Origin of the sequence: Aminobacter carboxidus (genome assembly GCF_014863355.1) — a bacterium.
Lineage (GTDB): Bacteria > Pseudomonadota > Alphaproteobacteria > Rhizobiales > Rhizobiaceae > Aminobacter > Aminobacter carboxidus.
This window is the reverse complement of sequence record NZ_JACZEP010000004.1, coordinates 229,021-249,706: the sequence shown is the minus strand read 5'-3', so window position 1 is coordinate 249,706 and position 20,686 is coordinate 229,021. Positions and strand designations below refer to the sequence as shown.

General features: G+C 63.9%; 22 protein-coding genes and 1 other RNA gene. 13 read left to right on the top strand and 10 right to left on the bottom strand.

Annotated features, from left to right (window positions below; genetic code table 11):
- Positions 1–27 precede the first annotated feature (27 nt).
- Together IHE39_RS15495 and IHE39_RS15490 are read right to left on the bottom strand one after the other, a co-directional pair.
- Complete coding sequence (locus IHE39_RS15495) at positions 28–1,911, bottom strand: extracellular solute-binding protein (RefSeq protein WP_184773303.1); 1,884 nt, start codon at positions 1,909–1,911, stop codon at positions 28–30.
- Between the two features lie 154 nt (positions 1,912–2,065).
- Positions 2,066–2,713, bottom strand: a complete 648-nt coding sequence (locus IHE39_RS15490; RefSeq protein ID WP_184773305.1) for a c-type cytochrome — start codon at positions 2,711–2,713, stop codon at positions 2,066–2,068.
- 199 nt (positions 2,714–2,912) lie between these two features.
- Here IHE39_RS15490 and IHE39_RS15485 point away from each other — a divergent pair, with 199 nt between their 5' ends.
- The 3 genes from IHE39_RS15485 to IHE39_RS15475 are packed head-to-tail and all read left to right on the top strand — an operon-like array spanning position 2,913 to position 5,409.
- Positions 2,913–3,641, top strand: a complete 729-nt coding sequence (locus tag IHE39_RS15485) for a 3-deoxy-manno-octulosonate cytidylyltransferase (RefSeq protein WP_184773307.1) — start codon at positions 2,913–2,915, stop codon at positions 3,639–3,641.
- Between the two features lie 37 nt (positions 3,642–3,678).
- Complete coding sequence (locus tag IHE39_RS15480) at positions 3,679–4,545, top strand: prephenate dehydratase (protein ID WP_192567081.1); 867 nt, start codon at positions 3,679–3,681, stop codon at positions 4,543–4,545.
- Between the two features lie 30 nt (positions 4,546–4,575).
- A complete protein-coding gene (locus IHE39_RS15475; RefSeq protein WP_192567080.1) occupies positions 4,576–5,409 on the top strand; it encodes a methyltransferase domain-containing protein in 834 nt (277 codons plus the stop codon).
- Here the strand turns inward: IHE39_RS15475 and nudC are convergent.
- A complete protein-coding gene (gene nudC, locus IHE39_RS15470) occupies positions 5,406–6,347 on the bottom strand; it encodes an NAD(+) diphosphatase (protein ID WP_192567079.1) in 942 nt (313 codons plus the stop codon). The two genes, IHE39_RS15475 and nudC, sit on opposite strands and share 4 nt — an antisense overlap.
- Positions 6,348–6,376: 29 nt before the next feature.
- Entirely contained in the window at positions 6,377–6,796 is a 420-nt protein-coding gene (locus tag IHE39_RS15465) for an HIT domain-containing protein (RefSeq protein ID WP_184773315.1), read from the bottom strand.
- Between the two features lie 155 nt (positions 6,797–6,951).
- Here IHE39_RS15465 and IHE39_RS15460 point away from each other — a divergent pair, with 155 nt between their 5' ends.
- The 4 genes from IHE39_RS15460 (at position 6,952) to IHE39_RS15445 (ending at position 9,864) form a co-directional block, all read left to right on the top strand.
- On the top strand, positions 6,952–7,392 hold the full coding sequence (locus IHE39_RS15460) for an anthrone oxygenase family protein (protein ID WP_184773318.1): 441 nt from the start codon (positions 6,952–6,954) through the stop codon (positions 7,390–7,392).
- Positions 7,393–7,458: 66 nt separating this feature from the next.
- Positions 7,459–7,555, top strand: an RNA gene (ffs, locus tag IHE39_RS15455) — signal recognition particle sRNA small type.
- 122 nt (positions 7,556–7,677) lie between these two features.
- Positions 7,678–9,492, top strand: a complete 1,815-nt coding sequence (locus IHE39_RS15450; RefSeq protein WP_192567078.1) for a DNA polymerase III subunit gamma/tau — start codon at positions 7,678–7,680, stop codon at positions 9,490–9,492.
- Positions 9,493–9,540: 48 nt separating this feature from the next.
- On the top strand, positions 9,541–9,864 hold the full coding sequence (locus IHE39_RS15445) for a YbaB/EbfC family nucleoid-associated protein (RefSeq protein ID WP_184773322.1): 324 nt from the start codon (positions 9,541–9,543) through the stop codon (positions 9,862–9,864).
- Positions 9,865–9,949: 85 nt separating this feature from the next.
- Here IHE39_RS15445 and IHE39_RS15440 read toward each other — a convergent pair whose 3' ends face one another.
- Positions 9,950–10,990, bottom strand: coding sequence for a zinc-binding dehydrogenase (locus IHE39_RS15440; protein WP_192567077.1), 1,041 nt, complete (start codon positions 10,988–10,990; stop codon positions 9,950–9,952).
- A gap of 213 nt (positions 10,991–11,203) precedes the next feature.
- Here IHE39_RS15440 and IHE39_RS15435 point away from each other — a divergent pair, with 213 nt between their 5' ends.
- The 3 genes from IHE39_RS15435 (at position 11,204) to IHE39_RS15425 (ending at position 14,076) form a co-directional block, all read left to right on the top strand.
- Positions 11,204–11,893, top strand: coding sequence for a cell wall hydrolase (locus tag IHE39_RS15435; protein WP_246485501.1), 690 nt, complete (start codon positions 11,204–11,206; stop codon positions 11,891–11,893).
- A gap of 109 nt (positions 11,894–12,002) precedes the next feature.
- Positions 12,003–12,608 (top strand): recombination mediator RecR, encoded by a 606-nt coding sequence (recR, locus tag IHE39_RS15430; RefSeq protein WP_184773325.1) that lies wholly within the window; start codon positions 12,003–12,005, stop codon positions 12,606–12,608.
- A gap of 193 nt (positions 12,609–12,801) precedes the next feature.
- Positions 12,802–14,076 (top strand): lytic murein transglycosylase, encoded by a 1,275-nt coding sequence (locus IHE39_RS15425; protein WP_192567075.1) that lies wholly within the window; start codon positions 12,802–12,804, stop codon positions 14,074–14,076.
- A gap of 37 nt (positions 14,077–14,113) precedes the next feature.
- Here IHE39_RS15425 and IHE39_RS15420 read toward each other — a convergent pair whose 3' ends face one another.
- Entirely contained in the window at positions 14,114–15,115 is a 1,002-nt protein-coding gene (locus IHE39_RS15420) for an LLM class flavin-dependent oxidoreductase (protein WP_192567074.1), read from the bottom strand.
- 177 nt (positions 15,116–15,292) lie between these two features.
- Positions 15,293–16,357: an LLM class flavin-dependent oxidoreductase gene (locus IHE39_RS15415; protein WP_192567073.1), complete on the bottom strand. Its 1,065-nt coding sequence runs from the start codon at positions 16,355–16,357 to the stop codon at positions 15,293–15,295.
- Positions 16,358–16,575: 218 nt separating this feature from the next.
- Between IHE39_RS15415 and IHE39_RS15410 the strand changes: the two genes are divergently transcribed.
- Positions 16,576–17,004: a DUF6481 family protein gene (locus IHE39_RS15410; protein ID WP_184773329.1), complete on the top strand. Its 429-nt coding sequence runs from the start codon at positions 16,576–16,578 to the stop codon at positions 17,002–17,004.
- Between the two features lie 225 nt (positions 17,005–17,229).
- Here IHE39_RS15410 and sugE read toward each other — a convergent pair whose 3' ends face one another.
- Positions 17,230–17,544, bottom strand: a complete 315-nt coding sequence (sugE, locus tag IHE39_RS15405) for a quaternary ammonium compound efflux SMR transporter SugE (RefSeq protein WP_184773330.1) — start codon at positions 17,542–17,544, stop codon at positions 17,230–17,232.
- Between the two features lie 158 nt (positions 17,545–17,702).
- The gene (locus IHE39_RS30940; protein WP_108609499.1) at positions 17,703–17,828 is read right to left on the bottom strand and encodes a hypothetical protein; all 126 of its coding nucleotides are present in this window, start codon (positions 17,826–17,828) and stop codon (positions 17,703–17,705) included.
- 149 nt (positions 17,829–17,977) lie between these two features.
- On the opposite strand from IHE39_RS30940, the gene IHE39_RS15400 reads away from it, so the two are divergent.
- Together IHE39_RS15400 and IHE39_RS15395 are read left to right on the top strand one after the other, a co-directional pair.
- Positions 17,978–18,955: a cation diffusion facilitator family transporter gene (locus IHE39_RS15400; protein ID WP_192567072.1), complete on the top strand. Its 978-nt coding sequence runs from the start codon at positions 17,978–17,980 to the stop codon at positions 18,953–18,955.
- A gap of 43 nt (positions 18,956–18,998) precedes the next feature.
- Positions 18,999–19,397, top strand: a complete 399-nt coding sequence (locus IHE39_RS15395; RefSeq protein ID WP_184773332.1) for a GFA family protein — start codon at positions 18,999–19,001, stop codon at positions 19,395–19,397.
- Here IHE39_RS15395 and IHE39_RS15390 read toward each other — a convergent pair.
- Complete coding sequence (locus tag IHE39_RS15390; protein WP_192567071.1) at positions 19,394–20,659, bottom strand: DNA recombination protein RmuC; 1,266 nt, start codon at positions 20,657–20,659, stop codon at positions 19,394–19,396. The two genes, IHE39_RS15395 and IHE39_RS15390, sit on opposite strands and share 4 nt — an antisense overlap.
- Between the last annotated feature and the right edge of the window lie 27 nt (positions 20,660–20,686).

The following is a 20,686-nucleotide window of genomic DNA, read 5'->3' as shown; positions in this document are numbered from 1 at the left end:
GGAAGTCCCGGCGGTGGAGGCGCGGGCTCAATTGACGCCCTTGTACTTGGCAGCCAGCGCCGCTTCCTTGTCCTTGTCGATCCACCAGGAATTGATGTCGGCGCCGATGAAGCCCGGCTGCTTTTCCGGGATGCCAAACTTGTTCCAATAGGCCAGCCAGACGACCGACCGATGGTACTGCGGCACGACGTAGTAGTTCCACAGCAGGACCCGGTCGAGCGCGTGGGTGGCGGCCAGCAGGTCGTCTCGGTCGGTGGCGAAGATGACGCGCTCGACCAGCGCATCGACCACGGGGTCGTTGATGCCCATGATATTGCGCGAACCGGGCTTGGCGGCAGCCTTGGAGCTCCAGAAGTCGCGCTGCTCGTTGCCGGGCGAAGACGACTGGTTAAGGATCGTTGTCGTCACATCAAAATCGTAATTGTTGATCCGATTTACGAACTGGCTGGTGTCGACCATGCGCAGCGTCGCATCGATGCCGAGGCGGCGCAGGCTGTCGATGAACGGCGTCATGATGACCTCGTCGGTGGCATCCTTGCCGAGAAATTCGATCTTGAACTGCTCGCCGGTCTTTTCGTTGATCAGCTTGCCGCCCTTGGCGCGCCAGCCGGCTTCGGCGAACAGGCCGATCGCCTGTCGGAGGTACTGCCGCTCAGCCTGCGGGGTGTCGTAGACCGGCAGCTTGAACTCGTCGGTGAAGAGCTCTGGCGGCAGCTTGTCCTTGAAGGGAGTGAGCAACTCGAGTTCCTTGCCGGCGGGCAAGCCGCTGGAGGCGAGGTCCTGGCCCTGGAAATAGCTGCTGGTGCGGGTGTTGAGCCCGAAGAACAGCGTGCGGTTCATGTATTCGAAATTGTAGGCCAGCGTCAGCGCCTGCCTGACTCGGCGGTCCTGGAACTGTGGCCGGCGTAGGTTGAGCGCATAACCCTGCATGGCTTCGCCCGACGTCGTCTTGAACACCTGCTTGATGACGTCGCCGGCCTGGAAGGCGGGGAAAGTGTATTGCGTCGACCAGCGCCGCGAGCTGTTTTCCGGCTTGATGTCTTCGAAGCCGCCCTTGGTGAAAGCCTGCCAGTCGGCATTTTCATCCAGGAAATAGGAGTAGCGGCGCTTGTCGAAATTGTTGCGGCCGACATTGACCCCGACATCGGCTCCCCAATAGTCGGGCACGCGCGTCCAGACGATCTCCGTACCCGGCTTGAAGCTTTCGACCTTGTAGGCGCCCGAGCCCAGTGGAATCTCCAGCGTCGGGCGGGTGACGTCGCGCTTATTGCCGCTGGCGTCGGTGCCTTCCCACCAGTGCTTCGGCAGGACAACCAGATCGCCCATGATTTTGGGCAGTTCCCGGTTGCCTTTCTGGTTGAAGCGGAAGGTCACTTCACGTTCGCCCGTGGCTGCCGCTTCGGTCACGTTGACGTAGTACTGGCCATATTGCGGGCTGTTGTTCTTCAGGAAGTTGAAGGACCAGATGACGTCATCGGTCGTGATCGGCTTGCCGTCGTGCCATCTGGCGCGCGGGTCGAGCCGATAGGTCGCAAACGAATAGTCGGCCGGAAATTTGTAGGCGTCCGCAACCATTGGATGGCTGGTACTGGGCTCGTCGACCGACTGCTCCATCAGCGTTTCATAGAGCAGTCCGCCACCGAAATAGGTGAAGCCGGCCGCCGGCAGGCCTTGGACGATGTAGGGGTTGAAGCTGTCGAAGGTGCCTGACGTCGTCGAATTCAGCGTGCCGCCCTTGGGCGCGTTCGGGTTGACGAAGTCGTACTGCTTGAAATCCTGGCCGTATTTGGAAACACCGTTCAAGGACGAACTGGTCTGCCATTCCTGGGCAGCCGATGAAGCTATGGCGGCGGACAGAACCGCAACCGCGAGACTCGCAATTGCAACAAACCTGGTCAGCCCAACCTTCATCAACAACCCCCTTCGCCCGGTGCTTCGCAACACTCTAATTCATTCGCGGCGCATGGAAACCGCACGTTAGACGATTGTCGCCTTATGTTTGCGCCAGGCAACAAAAAAGCCGGGCTAAACCCGGCTTTTTCAAGATGCGAAGATGACAAATCGCTTAGTGGGCGGTTGCCGGAGCGGCACCCTCTGCCGGAGCTGCCGGGGCAGCACCTTCAGCCGGAGCAGCAGCTGGCGTTGCCGCCGGAGCCGCATCAGCTGCGGGCAACGGTGCCGGGCTGTCGGACTGCGCATTGAGGTAGGCGATCAGGTTGGCGCGCTCGTCGTCCTTCTTGATGCCGGCGAAGCCCATCGCGGTGCCCTTGATGTAGCCCTTGGGCGACGTCAGGAAGTGGTTCAGGTGCTCGAAGTCCCAGACGACCTTGCCGCCTTCGGAGAATTCCTTCATCGGGCCCGAATAGCCAAAGCCGCCATGCGAAGCGATCGGACGGTTGACCACGCCCCAGAGATCCGGACCGACCTTGTTGGGGCCGCCCTTCTCGATCGAATGGCAGGCCGTGCACTTCTTGAATACGGCAGCACCCGCTTCGGCATTGGCGCTGGCCAGCAGCTGTGCGATCGGCACTGCGGCAGGTGCCGCTTCGCCGCCGGCAGGCGCGCCGCCTTCTTCAGCGGCTTCGATGGCAAAGCCGGGCTTTTCAGGAGCCGGTGCTGCGAAGATCGCATCCGACACCAGCGAGATGGAGAACACCACAAAGGCAGTACCCAGCAGGCCGCCAAGCACCTTGTTCACTTCAAATGAGTCCATACGCCCCTGGCTCCCTTATCCGGCCGATCGCTGTCCTCTGCGACCGCTGCCGTTCGTCGGTATCGTCTATCGCCCGGCTGGCCGGGTCAAATCGCGCGGAAACTAGGTCTTTTGCTTGCCGGTTGCAACACCTATAAGGGCCCTTCCAGTGAGACCTTTTGACACTTTCCAACACCTTTTAGAAACAGCCGCGCAAGCCATGTCCACCCTTGTCCTGATCCCCGCCCGCATGGCCTCGACGCGCTTGCCGGGCAAGCCCCTGGCCGATATCGCCGGTCGTCCGATGATCGTCCATGTAGCTAGCCGTGCTTCGGAATGTGGCCTCGGCCGGGTGGTGGTGGCAACCGATACCGAGATCGTGGCGGAAACTGTGAAAGCGCATGGCTTCGAAGCGGTGATGACCCGCGCCGACCATGAGTCGGGTTCCGACCGCATCTTCGAGGCACTGACGACGCTCGATCCGAAGGGCGAGGTCGAGTTCATCGTCAACGTCCAGGGTGATTTGCCGACGATCGATCCGGCAATCATCCAGGCCGCACTGCGTCCGCTCGAAGAAAAGGCGGTCGATATCTCGACGCTAGGCGTCGAGATCACCCGCCACGAGGAAAAGGTTGATCCGAACGTTCCCAAGATTATCGGCTCGCCGCTGTCGGCCGGGCGGATGAGGGCACTCTATTTTACCCGCGCGACCGCGCCTTGGGGCGACGGCCCGCTCTATCACCATGTCGGGCTTTATGTTTACCGCCGCTCAGCCCTTGAGCGCTTCGTCGGACTTGGCCAGTCGCCGCTGGAAAAGCGCGAACGGCTCGAACAGCTGCGCGCGCTGGAGGCCGGCATGCGCATCGATGTCGAGATCGTCGACACGGTGCCGCTCGGGGTCGACACGCCCGAACATCTCGAACGCGCCCGCGAACTTCTGACGAAATAACCGAACTTCTCTCGAAATAAGCAAAGACAGGCCAGTCATGCCGACCACGACCAACAAGATTGCCTTCCAGGGCGAGCAAGGTGCCAATTCCGACACCGCGTGCCGGAACGTCTACCCAGACATGGAGCCGATGCCGTGTCCGACCTTTGAGGACGCCTTCAACGCGGTCGAGACGGGCAAGGCGGATCTGGCGATGATCCCGATCGAAAACACCATTGCTGGGCGCGTCGCCGACATCCACCACCTGCTGCCGGAATCCAAGCTGCATATCGTCGGCGAGTATTTCCTGCCGATCCATTTCCAGCTGATGGTGCTGCCGGGCGTCAAGCGCTCGGAGATCAAGACGGTGCACAGCCACATCCACGCGCTCGGCCAGTGCCGCAAATACATCCGCAAGAATAGTTGGAAGCCTGTGGTGGCGGGCGACACCGCTGGCGCTGCCAAGCTTGTCTCCGAGGTCAAGGACCGCACGATGGCGGCACTCGCGCCGCGGCTGGCCTCTTCGCTCTACGGTCTCGACATACTGGAAGAGAATGTCGAGGACACCGAAAACAACATCACCCGTTTCGTCGTCCTGTCGAAAGGCAAGAGCTGGGCCGAGCGCAGCGATCCGGACACCAAGATGATGACGACTTTCGTCTTCCGCGTCCGCAACGTGCCGGCGGCGCTCTACAAGGCGATGGGCGGTTTCGCCACCAATGGCGTCAACATGACCAAACTGGAGAGCTACCAGCTCGGCGGCGAGTTCACCGCCACCCAGTTCTACTCGGACATCGAGGGCCATCCCGACGACCGTCTCGTCGCGCTGGCCCTGGAAGAACTGCGCTTCTTCACCCGCGAAGTGCGTATTCTCGGCGTCTACGAGGCCAACGAGTTCCGCGGCACGCAAAACAACGGCGACTAAGCCGCTCGCCCTCTCACCGCAGATTGAGTTGTGAGTTCGCCGCACCTGGCGCAGCATCGGCTGCGCTGGGACATTGTCATGGGCACGGCAGCGATTCAGGGAGAGTTGTGGGGCGCGAAGGCGCGCGACTGGGCGGAGGCCCAGGAGCCCGCGTGGCAGCCGGTGTTCGAAAATGTCATGACGCTGGCCGGCGTCGGACCAAACAGCAGGCTGCTTGATGTCGGTTGCGGCACTGGCGGATTGCTTGGTCTCGCACGCGAGCGCGGTGCTTTCATCGCCGGTCTCGACGCCTCGGAGACGCTGGCCGCCATAGCACGGGAGCGCCTGCCTGGTGCTCGCATCGAAGTCGGCGAGATGGAGGAATTGCCCTTCGCCGAAGGCGCTTTCGACATCGTCACAGGCATCAACGCCTTCCAGTTCGCCGGCGACATCGTTCGCGCCCTTGGCGAGGCCGCCCGGGTCTGCGACATCGTCGGCACCGTTTTCATGCTGGTCTGGGGCCAGCGCGAGAAATGCCAGTTGCAGATGGCGGCGATGACAGCGCTCGCTCCGTTGCTGCCGCCGTCTCCGGCATCATCCGCGCCGCCGCTTTCCAATCCTGGTGTAATCGAAGCGTTGATGGCCAAGGCCGGGCTTGAGCCGACCGGCGACGGGCAATTTGACGCAACCGTTGCTTTCCCCGATCGGAACATTGCCCTGCGGGCTTTCGCTTCGGCCGGGATCGTCACGCGCGCCGAGCGTCATTCAGGCGCCGACAGGGTTCGGGACGCGCTTCGCGATGCTATCGCGCTCCATGTTCGTGCAGATGGTCAGGTCGCGCTTGCCAACCAGTTTCGCTGGGTGAAGGCAAGGCCCGGGCGCTAGTCGCTGTCGGCCCAGGTGCGGATGAGCTGGTGCGCAATGGCATGTCCCGGCGGCACTCTGAGTGCGCCGGAATGGGTGCCGGCGAGCATCTCAAGAACCTCTGCCCGGGGGAACCAGCGGCAGTCCTCGAGTTCGTCGGCGTCGGTCGAGATGTCCTCGTTGAGCGCCTCGCCATAACAGCCGATCATCAGCGAATAGGGGAACGGCCAGGGCTGGCTCGAATGATAGACGACGCGGCCGAGCCGGATGCCGGCTTCCTCGAGCGTTTCACGGCGCACCGCCGCCTCGATGGTTTCGCCCGGCTCGATGAAGCCGGCGAGCGCCGAATAAACACCCGGCGCGAAATGCCGGCCGCGCCCCATCAGGCACTTGTCTCCCGACACGCTCAGCATGATGGCGACGGGGTCGGTGCGCGGGAAATGTTCGGTGCCGCATCCGGTGCAGCGCCGCTTGTAGCCGCCGGCGCGCATCTCGGTTTCAGCGCCGCAGCGGCCGCAGAAGCGATGGCTGGCATGCCAGGCAAGCAGCGCCGCCCCTTGTGCCAGGGCGCCGAGCCCGGCAGCGTCAGCCAGGCCTTGTGCCAGTATCGAGCGGAAGTCGGTGGCCTTCAGGTGTTCCGGCAAGCTTTCATGCTCGGCAGCGATGGGCACCGCCAGCATGGCGATGCCATCGGTCCTGCCGAGCAGGATCGCCTCGCTGATCTGGGCGCCCAGTGCCTCGGCTGCCGTGAGCGTGAAGTAAGGGTTGGCCGAGCCGCCGCTGAAATCGAGCAGCAGCCGCCCCGGCGCGACCAGCAGCAGCCTTGCGCTGGGTTCCGTGAGTGCCATGCGCGCGGAATCGTCGCTGCGCTTTTCCGATTGGCGGTCGATGATGTTGCCGGCGAAGCCGAGGAAATGGCTGGCTTCACGCGTCGGTGCGTCGAACAGGCTGAAAGGCATCTGAAACTCGGTCTGCGTCGTTTCGGCTCTTATAGTGCCGACCTGATGCTCTCGGCAAACCTGTGCAGGTCGTCGCGTCGATAGGGCTCGCGCACCCCGTGGCCCCAGACCGGGCCGGGCCAGCCGGGATCGCCCTCATTGCGTCCGATGACATGGAAATGCAGCTGCCGCACAATGTTGCCGAGCGCGCCGCTGTTGATCTTGGCGCAGCCGGTGGACTGCTTCAGCGCATGCGCCACCATATTGCTCTCGAAGGTCAGCATCGCCTGGTCGAGCGGGGTGAGGTCGTGGATCTCCTCGACGCCTGGACGCTGGGGCACCAGCACCAGCCAGGGCCAGCGTTTGTCATTCATCACGCGCAATTCGCAAAGGCCGAGCCACATCAGCGGTTCGCTGTCGGCGTCGAGACGCGAATCCAGCGAAAACCCGGCCTTGAGCCCCGACATCATTGGCGTTTCCCTTGTTTGATCGAAGGCTAGAGTGTGGCTGCTGTGGCTGCAAGCGAATCATTGAAAAAGGCAGGCGGAACCTTGCTGCCGAGCGCACCGACAGGCGCTCGCGTCGTGCCGATGTGCTAAACGTCGAGCTTCAGTGGAGACGCGCAATGTTTGCCGGTCAGATCGCCCTGGTTCTCGCGGCCGCCTTTGCCGGTGCGGCATTCTACATCAATTTCGCCGAACAGCCTGCGCGGCTTGGCCTCGACGACAAGAATCTGCTCGCCCAGTGGAAGCCGAGCTATGCCGCCGGCTTCACCATGCAGGCGAGCCTTGCCGCCGGTTCCGGCCTTCTCGGCCTGTTCGCTGCCTGGCTGACTGGCGATTGGCGCTGGGTGGTGGGCGCCGCACTGATGCTCGCCAACTGGCCTTATACGATGCTCGGCGTCATGCCCACCAACAAGCGGCTCGAGGCGATCCCGAACGAGGAAGGCGGCAGCGCATCCCGGCGCCTGATCGTGCATTGGGGGACGTTGCATGCGCTGCGCACCGGCCTCGGCGTCGCGGCCACGCTTGCCTATCTCTGGGCACTGAATTTCGGCGGTGCCTGACCGTCGCGCGGACATGTCGTCCAAGGGCACTTGCAATTGGCGCGGCAATTGCCGATATGGAGGTTGGGAGGTTGGTGGTGGACGATCCACTCGCCAACCGGGTCAGGTCCGGAAGGAAGCAGCCCTAACGAGCCCGGAACGGGTCATTGTTCCAGCCTCCCGCCTCTTCGCCCTTCTCCGCGTCATTGACGGCGTTGCGCCGTGCGGGCGAAAATCGTTTCGCGGAATCGGCCTGTCGTGGTCGAGGCAGGGGCGCCAATACGAACGGGCGAGCGAACGGGGCGGATGAGCGAAGCCGGACAAACCGATAAGAGCAAGGCTTACCGCGTTCTCGCGCGCAAGTATCGTCCTGCGGATTTTACGGCACTCGTCGGCCAGGAGCCGATGGTCCAGACGCTGACCAACGCCTTTTCCTCGGGCCGCATCGCCCAAGCCTGGATGCTGACCGGCGTCCGCGGCGTCGGCAAGACCACCACCGCCCGCATCCTGGCTCGTGCCCTCAATTACAAGACGCCTGACATCGACCGCCCGTCGGTTGAACTTACGGTGCTCGGCGAGCATTGCCAGTCGATCATGGAAGGCCGCCATGTCGACGTGATCGAGATGGACGCGGCGTCCCACACCGGCATCGACGACATCAGGGACATCATCGACCGCGTGCGTTATGCGCCCGTTTCGGCGCGCTACAAGGTCTACATCATCGACGAGGTGCACATGCTCTCGACGCAGGCCTTCAACGGCCTGCTCAAGACGCTGGAAGAGCCGCCTCCGCATGTGAAGTTCATCTTCGCCACCACCGAAATCCGCAAGGTTCCGATCACGGTGCTGTCGCGCTGCCAGCGCTTCGACCTGCGCCGCATCGACGCTGGCAAGCTTGTCGGGCATCTCAGGAACATCGCCGGCCAGGAAGGCATCTCGGTCGAGGACGATGCACTGGCCATGGTTGCGCGCGCGGCCGAGGGTTCGGCGCGCGACTCGCTGTCGATTCTCGACCAGGCCATCGCCCATGGCGGCGGCACGGTGACCACAGAGGCGGTGCGGGCCATGCTCGGCCTCGCCGACCGGGCGCGGGTCGTCGACCTGTTCGAAAACATCATGAAGGGCGATATCGCTGCCGCCCTTGGCGAGTTGCGGGCCCAGTACGACACCGGCGCCGACCCGGTGGCGGTGCTCAACGACCTTGCCGAATTCACCCATCTGGTGACCCGCCTGCGCTTCGTGCCGTCGGCAGCCGACGACGCCTCGCTATCAGAGGACGAGCGCAAGAGGGGCGTGGAGTTCGCGCAGACCCTGTCGGTGCGCGTGCTTTCCCGTGCCTGGCAGATGTTGCTCAAGGGCATTCCCGAGGTCCAGTCGTCAAACCGGCCGGTCAGTGCCGCGGAGATGGTGCTGATCCGGCTGGCCCACGCCGCCGACCTGCCGACGCTCGACGAAGCGCTGAAGTCGCTCGGCGATGCGCCGGCGCAGCCTTCCGGCGCCCCGCGCAACGGTGGCATGCCAGCGGGCGGCAATGGCGGGGCTGGCGCATCGGCCGTGTCGCAGGCGCGCATGCCGGTCAGCAATGGCGGCGGCCAGGCGATGCGCCTGGTGGAAAGCGCGCCAGTACCCACGGCCTTCGTCGCGCCAACGCCGGCACCGGAACCCGTTGTTGATGCCGTTCCGGTGCGCACCATTGCCGAACTTGCCAACCTCGCCGAAGCCAACCGCGAAATGGCCTTCAAGGTGCTGATCCGCCGTGCCGTTCGCCCGGTGCGCATCGAGCCCGGCCATATCGAATGCAGCCTGACCTCTGATGCGCCGCGCACCTTCCTTAACGACTTGACGGTGAAGCTGAAGGCCTGGACCGGCCGCCACTGGATGGTGTCGCTGTCCAAGGAAGAAGGCGGGCCGACGCTGGCCGAGATCGAGGCCACCAAGCGCGAGGTCGCCCTGACCGATGCGAAGGCCGATCCCACGGTCGCGGCGATCCTGGCGCGCTTTCCCGGTGCCAAGATCATCGACGTGCGGCTGCCGACTACGCTGGATTCGCCCGATATCGATACCGACACCGAGTTGCCGCCCGATCCGGGCGTGGACAACGACGATGACGACCAGTTCTGAGACGACCCGTTCTGAGACGACCAGTTCTGAGACGAAAGGACAAAGACGATGAAGGATCTCCTCGGCCTGATGGGCAAGGCGAAGGAAATGCAGGCCAAGCTGCAGGCCATGCAGGAAGAAGTTGCCCTGCTCGAAGCCACCGGCCAGTCCGGTGGCGGCCTCGTCACAGTGACACTGACCGGCAAGTCGGAAATGAAAGCGCTGAAGATCGACCCGTCGCTGCTCAAGGACGGCGAGGGCGAGATCCTCGAAGACCTGATCGTTGCGGCGCATAACGACGCTAAGGCCAAGGTTGAGGCAACGATGCAGGAAAAGACCAAGGCGCTGACCGCCGGCCTGCCGATCCCGCCCGGCATGAAACTGCCGTTCTGAGCAGAGCGAATAGGGAATAGTGAGTAGGGAATAGCGAGACGGCGCTTGAATTTCAGGCGCCGTCTCGCATCAAGCTACTCACCCCCTAGAACCGCGTCACCACGCTGATTCCCAGCCCTTCGAAGCGGTCCATCGCCATCAGTGCAGCCGGGGCTTCGTCGAGGCTGATGTGCTTGCCAATGAGCAATTGCGGGGCAAGCTTGCCCGCCTCGATCATCTGCATCATCGCCGCGTAACGGAACGCCTGCATGCCATGGCTGCCGAGGATCTCGAGCTCGTGGGCGATAACCTTGCCCATCGGGATCCTGGGGTCGGCGTGGTCACCGAGCATCAGTCCGACCTGGACGTGGCGGCCGCGCCGGCGCAGGTTGGCGATCGAGTTGTAGCAGGTCGCGGGATGGCCGAGCGCATCGAGCGACAGATGCGCGCCGCCTCCGGTCAATTCGCGAACCGCGCCGACAACGTCGGTCTCGCGTGACGCGTTGATTGTCGCCACAGCACCCATTTTCCTGGCAAAGTCGAGCTTCTCGTCCGACAGGTCGATGGCGATTGCGTTGGCGCCTGATGCCGCTGCGATCATGATAGCCGACAGGCCGACGCCGCCGCAGCCATGCACCGCCACCCATTCGCCAGGTTTGGCCCGGCCCTGGTCGACGACAGCACGAAACGAGGTGACGAAGCGGCAGCCGAGGCTGGCCGCGGTGACGAAATCCATGCTGTCGGGCAGCCGCACCAGATTGGTGTCGGCGAAATCGACGGCGACATATTCGGCGAACGAACCCCAGGCGGTGAAGCCAGGCTGGAACTGGTGCTCACAGACCTGGTGATTGCCCGACGTGCATTCGAAGCAACGGCCGCAGCCGCCGACGAATGGCACCGTGACCCGGTCGCCCGCCTTCCAACGCGTCACCTGCCGGCCGGCGGCGACGACAACGCCCGCCAGTTCGTGGCCCGGAACATGCGGCAAGGTGATGTCGGCATCGTGCCCCATCCAGCCATGCCAGTCGCTGCGGCAGAGCCCGGTGGCCTCCACCTTGATCACCACGCCGCCAGTCGCGGGCGCCGGCTCGGCGACATTCTGGACCTTCGGCGGTTGCCCAAATTGCTCGAACAGCACGGCTTTCACGCTCGCCTCCAATGAAATTCGGCCGCCTCGAAGCGTGCCTTTGCCTATCATCGGCGTGACCATAACGACCGGGCGTTGCTGAGGCGAGCCCGGTAAAAAAAGGCGCGATTGCCCGCTCGGCCATCATTTTGCCCGAAACGGACGCATTGTTGCTGCAATCTGGGGACGTGGCGGGCTACGAGAGGGGCGCTTTTGATCGCCAAGAATTGGAAGATGCTGATTTTCGTCGGCGTCGTCGCCTCGCCGTTCATCGTTTCCGGTTGCACCACCAGCAAGCTCGCTGACGGGATCACCACGAGTTCGGTTCGTTCTAGTTCCTACGCCTATTCGGCGAAGGACAAGGAATGCCTGGCGCGCGCGATGTTCTTCGAATCCAACCGCTCGAGCCGCGATGGCCTCGTTGCCGTGGGCAGCGTCGTCATGAACCGGCTCAAGTCGGGTGAGTATGGCGACAGCGTCTGCGGCGTCGTCGGCCAGAAGGGTCAGTTCGCGCCCGGCGTCTTGTCGCGGCCGATGAATTCCCAGGCCTTGCCCGATGTGCAGGCGGCCGCCGAATCCGTGCTCAAGGGCGAGCGCCACCCCAAGGTGAAGCCCGAAGTGATGTTCTTCCACACCGCCGGGCTGAAATTCCCCTACAAGAACATGCATTACACCACCGTAGCCGGCGGCAACGCCTTCTACGAGAAGCGCAGCCGGCGCAAGCTGCCGGCGGTCATGGAGCCCGAAACGATGGTCGCCTCGGCGGAACAGCCGCCGCTGCCGGGCGTCGTCGATCAGCAGCCGGCCACGGTTGCTTCCGCCGGTTCCGATGCAGCTTTGGCCAGCGCGATGTCGTTCCAGGCTACCCCGGAAGATGCCGACGCCATCGGCGCGCTGATCGTCAGCCAGGACCGGCCGATGTAGGAATGGGGGAGTAGCGAAAGTCAGGTGTGAGTAGCGGGACGAGGCGAGAGGCCGGTTCGGATTTCACTATTCGCTACTCACCATTCCCTACTCGTTTTATATCGCTTCCATGTCGAAGCGAATCGCCGGTCCCGAGATCGAACGCCTGATCCAGCTTTTGGCCAAGGTGCCGGGGCTCGGACCGCGTTCGGCCCGCCGTGCCGCCCTTCACCTGATCAAGAAGAAGGAGCAGCTGCTGGCGCCGCTGGCCGCCGCCATGGGCGAAGCGGTCGATAAGGTGCGGGTGTGCTCGACCTGCGGCAACGTCGATACCTCCGACCCCTGCATGATCTGCACCGATCCGCGCCGCGACCCGACCACCATCATCGTCGTCGAGGACGTTTCCGACCTCTGGGCGCTCGAGCGAGCAGGCGCGATGAACGCGCGTTTTCACGTGCTCGGCGGCACTCTTTCGCCGCTCGACGGTATCGGGCCGGACCAGCTGACCATCAAGCAACTGGTAACGCGGATCGCCGAAGGCGGGGTCGCCGAGGTGATCCTCGCGGTCAACGCCACCGTCGAGGGGCAGACCACGGCGCATTACCTGACCGACCAGCTCTCGGGTTTCGAGATCAAGGTGACCAGGCTGGCACACGGCGTGCCGGTCGGGGGCGAACTCGATTATCTCGACGAGGGCACGCTGTCGGCGGCACTCAAGTCACGGACTGTGTTTTGACGCAATTGGCTTGCAGGGAAATCGGATGACAAGACTTTCTGCGCTGCTTTCGTCCCGCCCCGCCGCCCCTTTCTGGCCTGCCGGCCATCTCTCCCAGGGGGAAGATCAGTCGCTCCCTCGACAGCACTTAACGACCGGCGCCTGGAAATGGCGAGGCGGCAATGACAGCATAATCTCCCCCCTTGAGGGGGAGATGGCCGGCAGGCCAGAGGGGAGCGCGAAGAAACGCAAGCCTTCAACGCTGGCTGCCTTGTTTGCCGTGGCTGTTGCCGCGCTCGCCTCCATCACCCCAGCCTTCGCCGCCAGGATCGACGACCAATTCCAGGCCTGGCTCACCAAGGACCTCTGGCCGGAAGCCAAGGCAAAGGGCATCTCCAGAGCCACCTTCGACGCGGCGTTCGATGGCGTAAAACCCAACCTCAAGCTGCCCGACCTCGTGCTGCCGGGCGAAAAGCCTAAGACGCCGAAGAAGCAGCATCAGGCCGAGTTCGGCTCGCCCGGCAATTATTTCGCTGAGAAGACGCTTGGCGCTGTGAGCGCGGGCGGGCGCACGCGCGCCGGGGCCAACGCCAAGACACTCGCCGCCATCGAGAAGCGCTTTGGCGTGCCAGCCGGCGTGGTGCTGGCGATCTGGGGCCGCGAGTCGGGCTTTGGCGCCGCCAAGATGCCCTATGACGCTTTCGAGGTGCTGGGCACCAAGGCGTTCCTCGCCACCCGCAAGGACATGTTCCGCAAGGAGCTGCTGGCCGGCCTTGAAATGGTCGAGCGCGGGCTGGTCAGCCGCAAGGTGATGCGCTCGTCCTGGGCCGGCGCGCTCGGCCAGCCGCAGTTCCTGCCGACATCGTTTCTCCAGCATGCCGTCGATTTCGACGGCGATGGCCGCGCCGACATCTGGAACTCGACGCCCGATACGCTGGCCTCGATCGCCAACTATCTCGTCCACTATGGCTGGGTGAAGGGCCGCGACTGGGGCTTCGAAGTGACGCTGCCGGACAACGTCTCTTGCGCCCTGGAAGGCCCTGACAAGGGCAAGAAAATCGCTGACTGGGCCGCCATGGGCATAAGCCGTGTTGGCGGCAAGCCCTTCCCGCAGAACGAGGCGCGCGCCGAAGGTTTCCTGATGATGCCGGCGGGGCGTAATGGCCCGGCCTTCATCGTCACGCCCAATTTCTACGTGCTCAAGGAATACAACGAGAGCGACGTCTACGCGTTGTTCATCGGCCACGGCGCCGACCGGATCGCCTCAGGCGACAGGCGTTTTGCCGGTGGCTGGGGCAAGGTTGACGGGCTCTATCGCTCCGACGTCGCTTCGATGCAGCGCGGGCTGGAAAAGCTCGGCTATGACGTTGGTGGCGCCGATGGGTTGCCGGGGTTCAAGACACGCCGCTCTATCGGCGACTGGCAGGCGAAGAACGGCCGCGCCGCAACGTGTTTTCCGGACAAGGGGATCGTTGAGGCGATGCGGTAGCGCACTCTTCCTTCTGTGGGAGAAGGCAAGTGCTGCGCTACGCCGCCTTTGCCAGTTCAGCACCTACCTCGGCCAGGATCTCGTAGGACCGCTTGCGCGCGGCGTGGTCAAACACCTGGGCCGTGACCATCAGCTCGTCGGCTCCGGTGCGCGCGATGAACGCCTCGACGCCGCGGCGCACGGTATCGGGCGAACCGACGACGGCGCAGGCGAGTGTCTGCGACAGCATCTGGCGGGCGACAGGATCGAGTTCGCGCTCGTAGCCTTCGAGTGGCGCAGGTAAGCGGCCGGGGCGGCCGCTGCGCAGGTTGACGAAGGCCTGCTGCACCGAACTGAACAAGAGCTTCGCCTCCGCGTCCGTGTCGGCGGCGACGATGTTGATTCCGGCCATGACATAAGGTTTTGCAAGCCGCTCCGATGGCTGGAAGCGAGAGCGGTAGATCTCGATTGCGTGGTCGAGCTCAGAGGGCGCGAAATGCGAGGCGAAGGCATAGGGCAGGCCGAGCATGGCGGCGAGTTGGGCGCCATAGAGGCTCGAGCCGAGAACCCAGACTTCGACCTGTTCGCCCTCGCCGGGCACAGCGCGGATACGCTGCTCCGGTGTCGCCGGCTCGAAATAGCCCATCAGCTCGACGACATCCTGCGGGAAATTGTCGACGCCGGCTTCGAGATTGCGACGCAGGGCGCGTGCGGTCAGCATGTCGGTGCCTGGAGCGCGGCCGATGCCAAGGTCGATGCGGCCGGGATGCAGGGCGGCCAGGGTGCCGAACTGCTCGGCGATGACCAGCGGAGCATGGTTGGGCAGCATGATGCCGCCGGCGCCGACGCGGATGGTGCTGGTGCCGGCAGCGACATGGGCGATGACCACCGAGGTCGCGGCACTGGCAATGCCGGCCATGTTGTGGTGTTCGGCCAGCCAATAGCGGTGGAAGCCGAGTTTCTCGGCGTGGCGCGCCAGGTCGAGCGTGTTCTTCAGCGACTGGGCGGCAGTACTGCCTTCGGTGACCGGTGAAAGGTCGAGGACGGACAAAATGGTCATGAGGCAGCTCCGGCGGGTGGGGACCCGCCGGATATAGGAAGCGTTACCTCAGCAAACAAACCTTCCCGTGTAGGGAAGTCTTGGTCCAGCGGCCACGAGCGCCCTTGCGCGTCCGGGCGGATACGCAAAGCCGCTGTCGGCTCGTGGATTGTGCATCTGGCTGTTCGGGCCGATGCGTCAGGCCGTCGGCACGGTGGTCTCGACCGGTTTGGCAGGTGCCAGTTCCTTGCGCACCAGCGGCGCCACCTTGGTGCCGTAGAGCTCGATCGCCTTCATGATCTTGTCGTGCGGCATCAGGCCGATTGCCATCTGCAGCAGGAATCGGTCGTTGTTGAAGATCTTGTGCTGGGCAACGATCTTTTCGGCCACCACTTCCGGGTTGCCGACGAACAGCGCGCCTTGTGGCGAGCGCGACTGGTCGAAATGCGCCCTTGATGTCGGTCCCCAGCCGCGCTCGCGGCCGATGCGGTTCATCACCTCGGCCTGCGGCAGGTAGAAGTCGTCCGCGGCCTGCTCGGTCGTTTCACCGACGAAGCCGTGCACGTTGATGCTGGTGGCGAGCTTGGCCGGATTCTGGCCGCCGCGCCGGGCGGCCTCGCTATAGAGGTCGAACAGCGGCGCGAATCGCGCCGGCTCGCCGCCGATGATGGCAAGCGCCAGCGGCAATCCGAGCACGCCGGCGCGGGCGGCCGACTGCGGCGTTCCGCCAATGGCGATCCAGATCGGCAGCTTGTCCTGATAGGGGCGGGGATAGACGCCGCGGTCGTTGATCGGCGCGCGATGCGTGCCGCTCCAGGTCACCCGCTCGCTGTCGCGCAGGGCGAGCAGCAGGTCGAGCTTCTCGGCGAACAGCTCGTCATAATCCTCGAGGTTGTAGCCGAACAGCGGAAACGATTCGATGAACGAGCCGCGCCCGGCCATGATCTCGGCACGGCCGCCGGAAAGCTGATCGAGCGTGGCGAATTGCTGGAACACACGCACCGGATCGTCCGATGACAGCACAGTCACCGCACTCGTCAGCCGGATGCGCTTGGTGCGCTCAGCAGCTGCGGCAAGCGCGACGACGGGTGCTGAGGCGGCATAGTCCGGGCGGTGGTGCTCGCCGAGACCGAAGACGTCGAGGCCGACCTGGTCGGCCAGCTCGATTTCCTCGATCAGATTGCGCAGTCGCTGATGCGCGCCGATGGAGTCGGCGCCCGGCTCTGGGCTAACGTCTGCAAAAGTGTAGAGGCCAAGTTCCATAGTGCTGGTCCTGTCGCTGTTATTCGTGCTACAGGTAGCCATCGCTCCACAAAGCCGCCAGATGCGGTCTAGTGAACAATCCATATCGAGATTGGCGTCAAAGAGCGTTTCCTATCCGCAACATCGCGCGAATTCATGGGAGACATGCCTTTTTGGCGCTTGAACTATGCCTTCGCGCGCGTATGTAAACGGCGCGAAGTGACTCCAGGGAAATCAAATTGGCAATCTACAGGGAAAAAGACGTCTTCGAGCGGCGTAACGCTGCTAATGACGCAAAGAAAGCTCTCCTCGAAAAGTACAAGGCACGCCCGGCAGCTGACGATCCAGCGGTTGTGGCACGCCAGGCCGAACGCAAGGCCATCCTCGAGGCTCGCGCCATCCGCGAAGCCGAGAAGGAAAAGCTGAGGCAGGAACGCCTGGCTCGCGAAGCCGGCGAAAAGGCCGAGCGCGAAGCCAAGGCAGAAGCCGAACGCTTGGCCGCTGAAGAGGCCGCACAGGCGGATGCAAAGGCCCGTGAGGCAGAGGAAGGCGATCGTATCGCCCGCCTGCTCGCCGACGAAGCCGAACGCAAGGCCAAGCGCGATGCACGCTACGCAGCGCGCAAGGCGCGTGGCAAGCGTATGCCGCCTTCGGCCAACTACGGCTGAACGCAGGCAACTTCTGCCTGAAGCGCCGACCCGGCATTCGGGCTCGATAGCGCAAATTCACATTGCTGGCGGTTCGCGACCGGGGGTGCCAAGACCCGGGCGCGGATCGCCTTTGCTCGTCTGATACATGGTCGCTGATGTAGGAGCGACCATGGGACAGGTATGCGATGTTGGGGATGTTGCGGCCGGCCCGCTGAGGGCAGGCCGTTCTGGTCGGTTTGTTGATCAGGCGACCAGCTTGAGGCCGACGATGCCCGAGACGATCAGGCCGATGCAGGCGAGGCGCAGCGCCGTTGCCGGCTCGCCGAGCAGCCAGATGCCAAGCATCGCGGTGCCGACCGTGCCGATACCGGTCCAGATGGCGTAGGCGGTGCCGACCGGCAGCGTCTTCAGCGCCAGGCCAAGCAGGCCGAGGCTGACGATCATCGAGGCGATGGTAAGGATGGTCGGCATCGGCTTGGTAAAGCCGTCCGTGTACTTCAGGCCGATGGCCCAGCCGATCTCAAAAATACCCGCGAAAAACAGATAAGTCCAAGCCATGGAACGCTCCATTGGAATGGCGGGTCGTCCCAGCCGGTTTTTTGGGGAAACGCAGGGTCGTCCCTGCACCCTTCAGATAGTTTTTTCTGGAGACATATTCAAGCATGCGCCCGGCTGTGACCGGGCGCCGCCGATTGGCATCAAGCCGAGATCAAGGACTACTTGTCCTTGATCTTGGTCGCTTGCACCGGAGGAGCCTTGAATGCCGGCGCAGGCGCAGGCTTCTTGGCGTCTTTCTTCGGTTTCCGGGCTTCTTTCCCGGCTTTCATCGCACCTTTGGCCATGATTCGTTTCTCCCGCTGCTGAGGAGCGAAGTGAAACGCGAAGTTGGTTCGCTTGCAAGAGGGGTATTGCGGCGACGACAACGGCCACCGCAAGGTGAAAATGCTTGAGTGGGCCAGTGTCCCGGCTACTCTGGGGACACGAGGGACAGATGGCGGCACATTCCGGCTCCAGAATTGTGATCGTCGCAGCGATAGCGGGCAACCTGCTGATCGCGGTGACCAAATTCGTCGCGGCCGCCTTTACCGGCAGTTCGGCGATGCTGTCGGAAGGCGTGCATTCGCTGGTCGATACCGGCAACGGCCTGCTGCTGCTCTACGGCCTGCATCGCGCCGCCCGGCCGCCGGACCTGATGCACCCGCTCGGCCACGGCCGCGAGCTCTATTTCTGGAGCTTCATCGTAGCACTCCTCGTCTTCGCGCTCGGTGCCGGCGTCGCCTTTTATGAAGGCATCATCCACATGCTCCACCCCGAGCCGATCGAGAATCCGCTCATCAACTATGTGGTGCTTGGCCTGTGCATGGTGTTCGAGGGCGCTTCGTGGCTGGTCGCGCTCAAGGAGTTCCGCCGCAGCAAGGGCCAACTCGGCTACATCGAGGCCGTGCGCCGCAGCAAGGACCCTAGCGTCTACACCGTCCTGTTCGAAGACAGTGCCGCACTGCTCGGCCTGGTGATCGCTTTTGTTGGCATTGCGGCGGCGCATTATTTTGGACAGCCTTGGCTCGATGGCGCCGCCTCGATCGGCATCAGCCTGATTCTCGGGGCGACCGCCGTGTTCCTGGCGCGCGAGAGCAAGGGATTGCTGATGGGCGAGCCGGCATCGCGCGACGTGCAGGTGTCGATCCTGGCCATCGCGCAGGCCGATCCCGCCGTCGAAAAGGCCAATGGCGTGCTGACCGTGCATATGGGGCCGGAGCAGGTCGTCGCCGGGCTCAGCCTCGATTTCGTCGACCATATCTCGGCCGCCGAGATCGAGACCTGCGTCGAGCGGCTGGAGGCAAAGCTCAAGACGGAAGTGCCGGAGATTACGGCGGTGTTCGTCAAGCCGCAGGCGGCGGAACGATGGCAGATGCGCCATGACCGGATCGTGAACCGGCATGACGAGACGCCAGCGCCGGAAGGCGTCTAGTGTTCCAGCCGAATCATGCGTTGCAAGACAGGAGGAGCGGCAAGTGAAGATCGAAGGCGGGTGCCATTGCGGTGCCATCACCTACAAGGCCGACGTCGACCCCGAAAAGACGGCGATCTGCCATTGCACCGATTGCCAGAAGCTGACCGGAACGGCCTTTCGCGTCACCGTACCGGTGGCGGAAGACAAGATCGCGTTTTCGGGAGTTCCGAAAATCTACGTCAAGACAGGCGAAAGCGGCAACAAGCGCGCGCAGGGCTTCTGCGCCGAGTGCGGTTCGCACCTGTTTGCCACCTCTGTCGGGGATGGACCGAAGGTCTATGGCCTCAGGACCGGCACCTCGGAGCAGCGCGATCAACTGGTCCCGCGCAAGCAGGTCTGGCACCGCTCGGCGCTGCATTGGCTGCCGGAGTTCGCCATGGAGACGGTAGAGAAGTCCTAGTCGCGCTCTTCGACCACCCGCAGCCTCAGCTGGCCGGTCTTTGAGTCGGCGGTGCGGGCGCTGGCGACCTGGGGCTTCGCAGCTTCGTCTCCCTCGCCGGCATGGCCCGTGCCAAACTCCAGCGCCTCGATCTTCTCGCCGCGCTTGGTGACCTTGGATGACGACACGAGGATGTCGTCGATGTCCTTGCTGGCCTGGCCGAAATGCGTCTGCAGCTTGCGCACGCGCTCGTCAAGGCGGCCGACATCCTCCATCAGGCGGATGACCTCGCCCTGGATCAGGTGGGCCTGCTCGCGCATGCGGGCATCCTTGAGGATCGCCTGGATGACCTGGATCGACAGCATCAACAGCGACGGCGATACGATGACGATGCGGGCGCGATGCGCCCGGTGGACCAGCGATTCGAAGTTCTCGTGGATCTCGGCGAAGATCGATTCCGAGGGCACGAACATGAACGCCGTGTCCTGCGTCTCGCCCGATATCAGGTACTTGTCGGCGATAGCCTTGATATGGACCTCGAGATCGCGCCGGAACGCCTGGGCGGCATATTTCTGCGCATCGACAGCGCCTTCGGTGTCGGCCGCGGCGCGGATGGCGTTCCACGCCTCGAGCGGAAACTTGGCGTCGATGACCAGCGACGGCGCGCCGTTGGGCATCTTGACCAGGCAGTCCGGCCGGTTGTTGTTCGACAAAGTCGCCTGGAATTCGTAGGCGCCGAGCGGCAGGCCATCTGCGACGATCGCTTCCATGCGCGACTGGCCGAAGGCGCCGCGCGTCTGCTTGTTGGACAGGATCGCCTGCAACTGCACGACCTGGCCGGCGAGCGACTGGATGTTGCCCTGGGCGGTGTCGATGACGGCCAGCCGCTCCTGCAGCTTGGCCAGGCTATCATGCGTCGACCGCGTCTGCTCGGCCATGGTCTGGCCGATGCGACCGGTCATGGCGTCGAGGCGCTGGCCGAGCGACTGGGTCAGCTCCGCCTGGCGGGCGCCGAAGATGTCGGCGACGGTGCCGAGCCTGCCCTGCATTTCCGCTTGCGCCTGCAGGATGCCGGCCATGCGCGCCTCGGCATCGCGGGCATGGTCGGCGGCTTCGGCGGCGGCGACCGCGCGCGCCTTGGCCGAGCGCCACAAGGCCACCATCAGGACGGCGAGCAGGGCGACAAACAGCAAGGCGGCGAATCCAAGCGCCTGGCCGAGCGTGATGATGGTGGCGCCAAGCTGCGCGATGGGGGCGGACAAGATGCTGGAAAGCTCGTTCATGGCCGGCACCATAACCGATTCGCTTTA